The organism is Streptomyces sp. DT2A-34 (genome assembly GCF_030499515.1).
Lineage (GTDB): Bacteria > Actinomycetota > Actinomycetes > Streptomycetales > Streptomycetaceae > Streptomyces.
On the sequence record NZ_JASTWJ010000001.1, the window covers coordinates 476,785 to 488,418 of the forward strand.

10 protein-coding genes are annotated in these 11,634 nt (G+C 68.6%); 4 read left to right on the forward strand and 6 right to left on the reverse strand.

Annotated elements, in window-relative coordinates; genetic code table 11:
- The first annotated feature begins 38 nt into the window (after nt 1–38).
- Entirely contained in the window at nt 39–749 is a 711-nt protein-coding gene (locus QQM39_RS02250) for a GntR family transcriptional regulator (RefSeq protein ID WP_301994882.1), read from the forward strand.
- Between the two features lie 2,111 nt (nt 750–2,860).
- Here the strand turns inward: QQM39_RS02250 and QQM39_RS02255 are convergent.
- On the reverse strand, nt 2,861–4,465 hold the full coding sequence (locus QQM39_RS02255; protein WP_301994883.1) for an FAD-binding oxidoreductase: 1,605 nt from the start codon (nt 4,463–4,465) through the stop codon (nt 2,861–2,863).
- Between the two features lie 152 nt (nt 4,466–4,617).
- Between QQM39_RS02255 and QQM39_RS02260 the strand changes: the two genes are divergently transcribed.
- The 3 genes from QQM39_RS02260 to QQM39_RS02270 all read left to right on the forward strand — a co-directional run bounded on the left by QQM39_RS02260 (nt 4,618) and on the right by QQM39_RS02270 (nt 6,193).
- The gene (locus QQM39_RS02260; RefSeq protein ID WP_301994884.1) at nt 4,618–5,358 is read left to right on the forward strand and encodes a class I SAM-dependent methyltransferase; all 741 of its coding nucleotides are present in this window, start codon (nt 4,618–4,620) and stop codon (nt 5,356–5,358) included.
- A complete protein-coding gene (locus QQM39_RS02265; RefSeq protein ID WP_301994885.1) occupies nt 5,351–5,542 on the forward strand; it encodes a hypothetical protein in 192 nt (63 codons plus the stop codon). The genes QQM39_RS02260 and QQM39_RS02265 overlap by 8 nt, the downstream gene beginning before the upstream one ends.
- Before the next feature lie 198 nt (nt 5,543–5,740).
- Complete coding sequence (locus QQM39_RS02270; protein WP_301994886.1) at nt 5,741–6,193, forward strand: DUF6069 family protein; 453 nt, start codon at nt 5,741–5,743, stop codon at nt 6,191–6,193.
- 72 nt (nt 6,194–6,265) lie between these two features.
- On the opposite strand, the gene QQM39_RS02275 is transcribed toward QQM39_RS02270, so the two are convergent.
- From QQM39_RS02275 to QQM39_RS02295, 5 genes are all read right to left on the reverse strand, one after another.
- Nucleotides 6,266–7,267, reverse strand: a complete 1,002-nt coding sequence (locus QQM39_RS02275; RefSeq protein WP_301994887.1) for a beta-ketoacyl-ACP synthase III — start codon at nt 7,265–7,267, stop codon at nt 6,266–6,268.
- 242 nt (nt 7,268–7,509) lie between these two features.
- The gene (locus tag QQM39_RS02280; protein ID WP_301994888.1) at nt 7,510–7,701 is read right to left on the reverse strand and encodes a hypothetical protein; all 192 of its coding nucleotides are present in this window, start codon (nt 7,699–7,701) and stop codon (nt 7,510–7,512) included.
- Entirely contained in the window at nt 7,698–8,315 is a 618-nt protein-coding gene (locus tag QQM39_RS02285; protein ID WP_301994889.1) for a PAS domain-containing protein, read from the reverse strand. Before QQM39_RS02285 ends, QQM39_RS02280 begins: the two co-directional genes overlap by 4 nt.
- A 973-nt stretch (nt 8,316–9,288) precedes the next feature.
- A complete protein-coding gene (locus QQM39_RS02290) occupies nt 9,289–9,768 on the reverse strand; it encodes a hypothetical protein (protein ID WP_301994890.1) in 480 nt (159 codons plus the stop codon).
- Between the two features lie 81 nt (nt 9,769–9,849).
- On the reverse strand, nt 9,850–11,544 hold the full coding sequence (locus QQM39_RS02295; protein ID WP_301994891.1) for a 3-hydroxyacyl-CoA dehydrogenase family protein: 1,695 nt from the start codon (nt 11,542–11,544) through the stop codon (nt 9,850–9,852).
- Nucleotides 11,545–11,634: the final 90 nt, after the last annotated feature.

Below are 11,634 nucleotides of genomic sequence, written 5' to 3' on the forward strand. Positions count from 1 at the left end.
CACCCGATGCCGCCCCGAGACCTGAGAGCTGTTGCCGCATGAATGCGCCCGTGCCCGGCCCCACACCGGCCGTTCCCATCCCCTCCCGGACCCGGTTCGTCCTCGAACACCTGACGCAGGCCATCCTCACCGGCCAGCTCCCGCCGGGACAGCCGCTCGTCGAGATCGAGCTGGCCGGGCGGTTCGGGGTGTCCAAGACCCCCGTACGCGAAGCGCTCAAGACGCTGGCCGGACGCGGCCTGGTGGTGATGAGCGAGTTCAAGGGCGCGGCAGTGCGCGCCGTGGACGCGACCATGGCGCGCTCCGTCTACGACGTGCGGCTGCTGCTCGAACCGGAGGCGCTGCGCCGCAGCACTCTCGCGCACTCGGACTTCGCCGGCGCCCGGGAGGCCCTGGATCGCGCCGACGCCGCCGAGGACCGAGCCGAGCGCTCCCTGGCCAACCGCGATTTCCACCGCGCGCTCTATCACCCCTGCGGCAACCCGCTCCTGGTGCGCATGCTGGACGACCTGCGCGACCAGGCGGCGCTGGTCTCAGTGGTGGCCTGGGAGTCCACCCCGAGCTGGGAACGGGAGGCGGAGGAGCACCGGCGGATCCTCACGCGCGCGCTGGAGGGCGACGCGAGCGGCGCCGCACACCTGCTGTACGACCACATCGCGGATTTCGTGCGCCGGGCCTTCCCGCAATCCGCGACGGGAGAGGGGCGGGAGCCGGACATCGCAACCCGGCCTGACGCGATCGGCCGGTAGCGGGACCGTTCGTAGCCAGACAGTAATGGGGGCGGGGCGGACATGTGGGCGGCGCAGCCCTGAATGCCAAGCACGTGACACGCGAAGACGTTCTGCCGGAACGGGTCCCGCACGTCGAGGTGGGAAGCCCAATAGCGGAATGCAGGCAATGCTGCGGATTCCCGACTGTCAAGTAGCTGATGCAGAAGAACGTCCGTAAATAATCCTGCGTCCCCCTGTTGTACAGCGAGGGCTGTGAGCATAATTCGCTCTTCAGGAGATAGGGATTCGATCGCCTCTGTGAACGGTACCGCGAGTACGTCCTCGAATTGACTGTTGATGATTCGTTGAGCGTGACTGTGGGCGTCTGCGTGGTCCGGATCGGCGAGAATCCGGGCGATGTCCGACATGATCTCCCGGACCTGATACGGAGAATCTATTTGGCCGTAAATGTGGAGAGCGTCGACGAGTGCGCCGGAAACCAGCAAGTCGTTCGTGTTCATGCCGGTCAGTAGTTCAATGATTTCGGCCGTTGTGTTCGTGTCCGCTACGCTGCGGTTGCTTGTAATCATGTCGAGAGCTGCCCATTGAAGATGTGCGGCACCGGTGCTCCAAGCGTGGGCGAGCAAGCGCGGTGTAAGTGCAATGGTGGCAGCATCGGCCGTATGTCGGAGCAAGAAGCAAAGTAACAGCGGAACGGCGACTTCTCCGGAGGTGAGGCTGCCTACGCACTTGGCAAGCTTTGCTCCGCCGGGCAGTGAAGGCGCCTCGCGGGCAAACATAAAGCTCGCCTCTGCCTTGTGCACCAAAACATCGGCCGGCAGACGCGCATCATCGAAATTGGACGGCCCGGCGAGTGCTGTAGCAATCAGCGAGTCCAGGACAGGCTGATGCCGCTCCGCAGAGTGCACAGACCCCTGCCGGAAACTTTCCTCTGTTTTGCGTAGAAGTAGCACGATTTGATCTAGCAAGCGTCCGTCACGTGCAGTCGCACCTATGGAAGAGAATAGCCCGCGTTCGTAGTCACTCCATGACTGAGCTGGCGTTACCTTGTACTGAAACGGATGGCCGAAAGGGTCGACGGCCACCACAGTGGAGGCTGATACGGCATCTGTGGCGATGCCCAAGCAATGGCGCACCTCGGTTAAAACTATCTGGGCGGCCGCTGGCCCCAACTGTCCGCGCAGAGCCTTCGTCAGCGGATCGCTGTCCGACAAACCACGGAGCAGATCACGCGACGAGTCGCGTTCACTCATTAGCGGAACTGCCCAGACGGAGAGTCCGCGGCGATGCGGCCGGGTGAGCTCCGTTGCGAGTTCTCTCGCACTGCTGCAACGCCACAGGAGGGACTCTGCTGTTATCAAGCGCGCATACCACTCGTGACAGAACTCGAGCCGCTGCTGCCGAATGCGTATCACCGAACAGCGCAGTGCATCATCCACTACGCTTGCAGACCCCCATTTGCGTAGCCAGCAGGGCTGCGGAACGAATATCCTCCGTCAGAGGAAGCCATCCCGTCAGGCGTTCATCCATTAATAGGGACCAGTGATGGAGAACCTGCCGGACGGCCGTGGGGTGCTGCAATTCACGAAGGTGCTCCGAAACCACGGCGTCCAGCAGGCCAACCCGTCCTGTTTCTGGGGGCAATTGCTGCACCAATCGCGCCGCCAGTGCAAGTTCGAACGCCGTGCCAAAGGGAGCGTTGGATACCTCATCGGCGAGAGCCTCCGCCCCGGCGCCGACTTCCAGCCGCCGGGCCTGCGCCTGCGCAAGGTCAGCTGCATCGACAACTCGGCGAGCGCGGCCGCGGGCCAGCCCGGACTGTGGACGTTGGTCGAGTGGGAGACCGACGGCGACGACGTATCCGGGCTCGCGGACGCGTTGGCGGCGGCGCTGGAGCCGGAGATGGGCTGGTACTCCGACTTCACCGCCGGGGACGAACGCGTCGTCGTGTTCGCCGGGAAGGCCACGCGGCGCCAGCCGCATATCGGATCAGCCGTTACCGGCGCGGCGACGAGGCGGGGCAGGCGGAGGCGGTCGCGTACGGGAGGTCGGTCGGCACGCCGGAGCATCAGCTCGACTGGAAGGACTGAGCGGCCCGGCGCCTGGGCAACCTGCTCGCCCGGACCGGGTCACGCTCGCCTGATCGACAGGGCGTGGTGGAAGACGTCACGGGGGTCCCACTTCGCCTTGACGCGTTGCAGGCGGCGGTAGTTGTCGCCGAAGTAGAGGGCGTGCCAGGGGGCGCCGGTGTTCCGGGCCGGGTCGGCGAGGTCGGTGTCCGGGTAGTTGATGAAGGTGCCGTCGGCAGATGCGGGGGCGCCGCCGGTGTCGGCGTACAGGTCCTCGTAGAGCTCGCGCAGCCAGCCGATGTGCCGGGCGTCGTCGCGGGCGTCCTCCCAGCCGTTGACGTAGAACATCTTGATGCTCGCGTCGCGGTGGGGGGTCGCGGTCGCGTCCGGCGCCACGGTGTTGACCCTGCCGCCGTGGGTGTAGAGGCTCAGGCTGCCGCCCGGGTAGTCGTAGTCGTCGCGGGTGAGGTGGTGGTGCAGGACGTCGATCTGCCGGTCGGTGAAACGTCGGCGCAGGAAGCCCGACTTGACCTTGAGCCGGTAGACGGGGCCGGGGTCGCCCGGTGAGCCGGCCAGGGCGGCGGCCAGCCAGGACTGGTTCCGCACCGTGCGGACCGGCTGCACCGGAACGCCCCGGTTGATCGCGGCGAGATGCTCGTCCAGCATCCGTTCGGCGCCGGAGTCCGCGGCCACCTGGCCGATCATGAAGACCGTGCCCGACGGGCGGCGGGTGAGCGCGAGTTCGCTGTAGAGGGCGAGGTACGGCGAGTCGGGGGCGCTGTGCCGTTCGGCCCACTCGCCGTGGTTGCGGACCAGTCGGGCGAAGGACGTCCTGTCCAGCTTCTGCCAGTCCCAGGAGACCGAGAAACTCAGCACGCTGGAGGGTGGGGCGGGCAGCAGGCCGGACGGGTCGTCGCCGTCGGCGCCCGGTGTCCGGAACCAGTAGCGGGTGACGATGCCGAAGCTGCCGCCTCCGCCGCCGGTGTGGGCCCACCACAGGTCCCGGTGGGGATCGGAGGGTTCGCCTGTGGCCACCACGCCGCGTGCCCGGCCGGCGCGGTCGACGACGACGACCTCGACGGCGTACAGGTGGTCGACGGAAAGGCCCAGCAGCCGGGACAGCGGGCCGTAGCCACCGCCCAGGACATGCCCACCGATGCCGACGTCGGCGCACCAGCCGGCCGGGATCGTCACTCCCCAGCCCAGGTACAGCCTGCGGTACACCTCGCCCAGCAGGGCCCCGGCCTCGACGGCGAAGGCACGGCGGCCGGGGTCGTACGAGACGCCGTTCATGGCGGACATGTCGACGACCACCTCCACGGCCGGGTCGGCGACGAAGTTCTCGAAGCCGTGGGCGCCACTGCGGACCGTGATCCGCCGGCCGCTGTCCACCGCCTGCTGCACGGCCCTCACGACGTGCGCGGTCGTGCCGACCACCCAGACGTGCTCCGGTTCGCCCACGAACCGGCGGTTGTAGCCACGGGACGCCAGGGACCGGTACCGCGGATCGCCGCGCCCGACCATGGCCGGGCCGGGCGGCGGAGGGCAGGACGTCCCCTCGCCCGACGCCGCCGCGGCCCCCGCCCCCAGCGCGGGGGCCGCGACGCCCGCCGTCGTGGCGGCCAATCCACCGCGCAGCACGTTCCTCCTGCTGAACAGGCTCATTGAGACTCCTCGGTGCTGGTTCTCGCTCGACGGACACGAAGGTAGGCGGCGAGAAAGCCGACGTCAGTCGTCCCAGCACCCCTTGCGCGGTGGGGTCAACACCCCGAAAAAACCGGGTGCTTCGGGCGTGCGAGGAGCAGTACGGTCGCGAAGTGATCGATGCGGACGGCTACTTCGGAGAGAACATCGCGGCCACCTACGACGAGTCGACGGCGGACATGTCCCGTCCCGACGTGGTGGGCTCCGCGGTCGACCTATTGGCCGAACTCGCAGGCAGCGGCCCGGCGCTCGAACTCGGCATCGGCACCGGCCGCATCGCGCTGCCGCTGGCCGGCCGCGGTGTGCCGGTGCACGGCATCGACATGTCCCGCGCCATGGTGGACCGGCTGCGCGCCAAGCCCGGCGGCGACGCGATCGACGTGACGATCGGGGACTTCGCGTCGACGCGGGTGGAGAAGAGCTTTTCCGCGGCGTATCCGGTCTTCAACACGCTCATGAATCTGACGTCCCAGGACGCCCAGGTCGACTGCTTCCGCAACGTGGCGGCGCACCTGGCGCCGGGCGGCTGCTTCGTCGTCGAGGTCATGGTTCCCGAGCTGCGGAAACTCCCGGCCGGGCAGAACGCCGTACCGTTCCACATCAGCGAGTCGCGCTGGGCGTTCGACACCTACGACGTCGCCACGCAGGCGATGAGCTCCAACTACGTCACCCTCACCGATGGCCGTGCCGAACACTGGTCCATCCCGTTCCGCTACATCTGGCCCGCCGAGCTGGACCTGATGGCCCGCCTCGCCGGACTCCGGCTGCGCGACCGGTGGCAGGACTGGACGCGCGAGCCGTTCACCAGCGAGAGCGGCAAGCATGTGTCGGTGTGGGAGAAGCCGGTTGGCTGACGCCGGTTCAGGCTGGCTGGTTTCAGGCGCCCTGGTCGGTGCGTGTCAACAGCAGGACCGCCGCCCCGCGACGGCCGTCGACGCCGCCATGGCGACGGCTCCGGGCCACCCCGCGCCGCGAGCCCGGTCCCCCACCACCGCCCGGATGAAGCTCGAAGTGCCGCTGCCGGACGTCTTCGCGTGACTTCCCGATGCTGTTCGTGACCGAGACCATCCAGCTCGACGCGGTGGAGAAGGCGTTCGAGCGGATGCACCACGGCTACGTCCTGCGCTCGGTGGTGATGCTCTGAGCGCAAAGCGCGCAACTTCCTTGCCGCATGCCAGATGCGGCGCCCCTATCGTCGGGCGGACCGCCCCTTCTCCTCGACGACACGGGAGTGCCATGACCATTGAGAAACTCCATCGCGGCCAGGTCGTACTGGGTACCGTCGCCGCGGCGGTACTGGGCAGCGCGGGCAATGCCCTGGTGTCGTGGGTGGCGCGGAGCCTCGGCTCGGATCCGCAGGTGATCCAGGGCTTGCAGCCCAAGGGGTACGTGGTGCTCACCACCCTCGGCGTGATCGTGGGCGCCGTCGTGTGGGCGCGGATCCGCCGGCGTTCCGAGCGTCCCCGGGCAGTGCTGCGCAAGCTGGTGCCGACCGTGGTCGGGGTGTCCTTCCTCGCCGACGTTCCGGTGTTCTTCCTCGATGGCGCGGACGTGCTCGGCGTATTCGCGCTCATGGTCATGCACGTGGTGGTCGCGGTGATCGCCGTGCCGATCTTTCGGCGTGTCATGCCCCTGACGGAGGACCGTACCTCGCCGACCGATGAAGTCCACGCGCCGCTCGGGGCCTGAGCAAGTACGTGCCCTGTTCGGGAAGTTGTGGTGCGGGGCCGCGCTGATGCCCGGCCCCGCCGAGGTGCCCCGCTAGTCCGCGAGGGCGATCTCGGGCCACGTCAGCGATGTCGACCCCCAGGTGAGGCCGCCGCCGAAGGCGGTCAGCAGCACGCGGTGGCCGGCCCGCAGTTCCCCGTCGCGTAGACCGTGGTCGAGGGCCAGCGGGATCGAGGCGGCTGAGGTGTTGCCGACGCGGGCGATGTTGGACACAAAGCGGTCGCGGTCCACCCGCAGTTCAGTGGCGACCGCGTCCAGGATGCGGGCGTTCGCCTGGTGCGCGACGACTCGGTCCACGTCGGACGTCTGCAGCCCGGCGCTCTTCAGCGCGGACCGCGACGAGGCGGTCATCCGGGCGACGGCGTTGGCGAAGACCGCGCGGCCCTCCATCCTGAAGTACTGGTCGCCCGGGTCGGCCGGGGCCGGCGAAGAGCGCTGCCGCGATCCGCCGCCGGGAACGGTGATGAGGTCCGCGAGTTCGCCGTGGCTGCCGAGGTCGAACGGGCCCAGCGCGCCCGGCTCTTCGGAATCACCGGCGCGCAGCAGCACCGCACCTGCGCCGTCCCCGAAGATCACGGAGGACGTGCGGTCCTCGGGGTCGAGGATCGTGGAGTAGGTGTCCGCGCCGATCACGAGCAGCGACTCGACGAGTCCGGATGCGATGAGACCGGCGCCGACCGCGAGGCCGTAGACGAAGCCGGTGCAGACGGCGGCGAGGTCGAAGGCGGGCACGGTGCCGAGGCCGAGGCGGGAGGCGATCTCGGGTGCCGTCGCGGGGCAGGGCCGGTCGGGGGTGGTGGTGGCCAGCAGTACGGCGCCCGCTCCGGGCACGCCCGCCGAGCGTAGGGCGCGCCGGCCAGCCTCGACGGCGAGATCCGATGTCGCCGTGCCGGGGTCGATCATGTGTCGGACGGCGACGCCGATGCGGCTGCGGATCCACTCGTCCGTGGTGGCGAGTCTGTGGGTGAGTTCCTCGTTGGTCACTGCCCTCGGCGGGAGCCATGATCCGAGTCCCGCGACTATCGCTGCCGGCATTCTCGTCCTTCCTCACGGGTCGACGTCCAGCGGCGCTGTGGGCAGCGAGCGGCTGGGAGAGATGGGGGCGCAGAGGCACATGAGTGAAAGGCGTGCGACGGCCCGCCCGCCGCGCTACAGCGGGCGGGCGGGCACGACCGCCGGTCTTGGGAGGAATGAGGTGAGCCGACGGATGCCATCGACTCGGGATGAGACCACGGGGCGCGCGAGGCGCGCGGTGGTTGCGGGTGGGGGGACGGGCTTCAGGTCGTGCGGTGCACGGCCCGGGCGGCGGAACGGATGGGCGCCACTGCTGGGAGTCCACGGACCGAGCGGTGGTACGTGGTGCGGTGGGTGGCGAGTTCGGTGCGGGGACGGGCGTCGGCGTTCCGGGACGGCTCTGGGCGGTGGCCCTGGCCGTCGGCGTCCGGATCCGGCTCGTCCGGGGCGGTCACTTCACATAGTCGGGCGACACCTTCGGCGGCCAGCTGCCGACACTCAGGACGCCGAGGCTGTATGCGCGGCTGACGAGGGCGGCGCGGTTGGGTGCCTTGAGCTTCTTGAGCATGGTGCCGACGTGGTACTCGACGCCCTGCCTGCTGAGGAACAGGCGGGAGGCGAGGCATATCGTGGACTCGCCGCTGGCTATGCCTTCCAGGATGCGGGCGTCGATCTCGCTGAGGATGCGGGTGCGGTCGACGACGACGGCGTTGAGCTGTACGGCCTCCTCCGGGTTCACGACGACGACGAACCCTACGAGCTCGCCGCACGCGGCGTGCACGGCGATGCCAGTGATGTCTCCGGTGAACACGGCCTGCCGGGGCCCTATGCCGACGAGGTGCTCGACGAAGCGTTCGCGGCGCCCGTCGAGGAGGCGTTGGAACTGTTTGCGCATGGGGGCGTGCACACCGGGATGCAGCAGGTCGTAGAAGCTGCTGCCGATCAGGGTCTGCCGGTCGCAGCCGAACTGGTCGACGAACTCTTCGTTCGCCTCGACGACGCGCATCTGGGGGTCCAGGCTCGCGAGGAGGAGGCCGGACCGGTCCAGGAGCGTTCTGAACACATCCACTTCGGGCACGTTCGTAGCCGTTGCCGGACCAGTGGACTGGTCAATTCCGAGATAGTCAGCGGCGGCAGTCTGCATAGAAGCTGTCCTCACTTGAGCTAAATTTGAGGTACCGAATCCTAGCTCCGCCCGGAAAGTCGACGCCCGTCCGGGAGGAATTCTGGGAATCCCCGGGCTTGATCGTAAGGAAATTCGGATCGCAGGGTCAATGAAGCCATCCCACCATTTGATGACTATCCGTCAGTAACCTGGGGTTCTCATCGACGCATCACACACAGAGGAAACTCGGGCGAAATCCGACATTCTATAGAAAGGTGCAGGTCACCAGAGCCGCAGGACAACGTGAGATGTGGGTTCCGACAACCCCATCAACCTTGGACTGCGCGAGCACCCACACCACAACCCGGCCAAGTACCGAGGGCGCACCGCCGGGCACCGCCGGTCGGATCGACCCACCCACCACGCGACTTGGGGGACACCTCGACACCCCTCCGGCTGCCACCAGGGCCCTTACGCCGCGCGGCGGCCCCTGGGATCCCTGCACCGACAGGCCTTTTTCCGCCAAGATCCACCTTGGGTTTCACGGCCCATTTCCGCTCCATTGCAGCTCCGTTACGCGTGAACCCTCTCGCATCACCACCGGTGCCGGAAGTTCACAATTGCGGGCTGGAGCGGCGCCGACCGACAGGGAACAGACAGAAAGCGCCTATGACGTGCGCACCTGCAGGCACCCACTGCAACCCAAATTAGGTTACCAAGTCTTGATGAACCGGCACCCCTGGGCCGCGAAAATTATTGCGGAACTCTTCACATGTTCTTCCCATTCTCTAGAAATAGCCCGACTCATTCGAGCCACTTTCCCGCACGAACAACAGAGGTGCACCGAAACCGCACACCACCGCACCTCACAAGGTGACGCGCGTCAATGTGAGTGCCTTAGGCAATCATTGATCCGGATCCGCCTCCGGCGAGCCGGTCACCGGTGCCCTTGGTGCCGGGCCGAGCGCTCCAAGCACACCGGAACGAGCCGGTACAGCCCGGGCCCTCCGGACACGAACGCCAGCCCGAAGCGGGTGAGGAAGTCGAGGAACTCGTCGTCGACGAACTCGTCCTGCACGAGTTCGATCTCCCCGGCCGCCCTCGGCTCGATGGCCGCCGCGACGGCGTGGGCGGTCTTGTCGTAGATGACGACGTCCGGCAGGTCGTCGGCGAAGTACCCCCGTGCGACGTCGACCGGCGAACTGCTGTCGTCGAGGAACCCCACGACGTCCCAACCGTCTTCCGTCGCCCCCGAAATGGCCAGCCGCGCGGCCAGCTCGGACCCGGTCGCCCAGGTGACCCGGTGGCCGCGCCGGACGAGTTCCTCGATCAGTGCCAACATGGACAGTTCCTGCCCGTGCTCGGGGTCGCTGAAGACGGCGACGTGCCGTCGCTCCCCGAACGCCTCCTGAGTCATGACACCCCCAACCACCTCTCGGCGGGCGATGGCCGCCCCCCACGTCCTGTCGTCAAGCGTAGCTCCGACGACACGAAAGTCTCACTCCACCGGTTCGGCCACTCGGAACCCGCGCCGGGTCTTGCGTCCCAGGTGGCCGGCGGCCACCAACTGCCGCAGCGGCTCGGCCGGGGCGCCCTGCGACCCGCTGAGCATCTCCATGATCGCGAGCGAAACGTCGAGTCCGATCGTGTCGAGCAGGGTGAACGGCCCCATCGGGTACGGGTACGCCGTGCTGACCGCGGCGTCGATCTCGGCCACGGTGACATCGGTGCGGGCGAGCAGGCGCACGGCGTCGTTGAGGTACGGGAACAGCAGGAAGTTCACGATGAACCCGGTGCGGTCCGTGCAGTCGACGGCCGTCTTGCGCAGCCGTGCCACCAGCGCGTGTGCCGTGGCGTGCACATCGGGGTCGGTGTGGTGGGTGCGCACCACTTCGACCAGCCGCATCACGGGTGCCGGGTTGAAGAAGTGCAGGCCGATCACATCGCGGGGCCAACCGGTGTGCTCGGCGATCTCGGTGACGGACAGGCTGGAGGTGGTGGTGGCGATGACGGCGCCCGGTGGGAGGTGCGCGTCGATCGCGCGCAGCACCGCGGCTTTGACGGCCATGTCCTCGGCGACGGCTTCGACGACGAGGCCGGCGTCCGCGAGGCCCGCGTAGTCCGTTCCCGTGGTGAGCCGGGCGAGGATGTCCAGCCGGTCCTGCTCGGTGATGCGGCCCTTCCTGACGGACCGGGCGAGGGAGGCGGCGACGGCGTTCCGGGCGGCCTCGGCCTTGTCCGCGGTGCGGGCGACGAGAGTGGTGGGGAGGCCCGCGACGGCCAGGACCTCGGCGATACCGCGCGCCATGGTGCCGGAGCCGGCCACACCGGCACGGGTGATCGCGCGGGGTGTTCCGGTGACGGCGGTGACGCGGCCGGTCCGCACCCGGGCGCCGGCATCGTCGTACCGGTGGAATCCGTGCCCGGTCTTGCGTCCCAGGCGTCCCTCGGCCACCAGCCGGTCGAGCAGCGCGGCGGGCTTGACGCCCAGGGCCGTGAGCGAGGCTTGGACGGTGTCGAGACCGATCAGATCGAGCATCTCGAACGGGCCCTGCCCGAGGCCGCAGCCGAGTCTCATGGCGGTGTCGATGTCCGCTACGTCGGCATAGCCCTCGGCGGCGAGGTCGACGGTCCGGTTCAGCCATGTGTGGACCAGCGCGGCGGCCACCTCGCTCGGCCGGCCGCCGAGGGAGACCACCTCCGTGTCCGCGAGAGCGGCCACGCTGCGTGCCAGTTCGGACGTCCGCCGTGCCGCCATGGCGGTCTCGACGAGCGCGGCGTTGCCGCCCTCGGGCGGCGGCAGGAAGTAGCGCAGGCCGACGACCCGGTCCGGAGCCCCCGAGGCGATCGCGAGCTCGGCCACCGACAGCGTGGACGTGGTGGTGAGCAGGACCGTGCCGGGCTCGACCAGCTCGACCAGACCACGCAGCACGGCTTCCTTGGCGGCCCGGTCCTCCGGTACGGCCTCGATCACCACGTCGGCGCGTTTGAGGTCGGCCGGTTCGGTGCCGAGGGTGAGCAGCGGACTGTCGCCGAGCGTGAGCAGCGGCCCGTCCAGTCGGTCACCCACCCGGGCCAGCACGGCCGGGTCGTGGTCGACGCCGATCACCTCCGTGCCGTTGCCGAGCAACGCACGGGCCAGCCCCTCGCCCAGCGAGCCGAGCCCCACTATCCCGATCACGAGCTCCGTCATGGCGTCGTACTCCTTACTTGATGGGATCTTTGGGACCAATGGGCCCTTTGGGGCCGGGCCGGCCGGTCGGCCGGCCCGGCTCTGTGTCGG

Coding starts and splice junctions, on each gene's coding strand:
- QQM39_RS02250 (WP_301994882.1), top strand. CDS start 39: ATGAATGCGCCCGTGCCCGGCCCCACACCGGCCGTTCCCATCCCCTCC.
- QQM39_RS02255 (WP_301994883.1), bottom strand. CDS start 4,465: ATGAGCCTGTTCAGCAGGAGGAACGTGCTGCGCGGTGGATTGGCCGCC.
- QQM39_RS02270 (WP_301994886.1), top strand. CDS start 5,741: ATGACCATTGAGAAACTCCATCGCGGCCAGGTCGTACTGGGTACCGTC.
- QQM39_RS02275 (WP_301994887.1), bottom strand. CDS start 7,267: ATGCCGGCAGCGATAGTCGCGGGACTCGGATCATGGCTCCCGCCGAGG.
- QQM39_RS02290 (WP_301994890.1), bottom strand. CDS start 9,768: ATGACTCAGGAGGCGTTCGGGGAGCGACGGCACGTCGCCGTCTTCAGC.
- QQM39_RS02295 (WP_301994891.1), bottom strand. CDS start 11,544: ATGACGGAGCTCGTGATCGGGATAGTGGGGCTCGGCTCGCTGGGCGAG.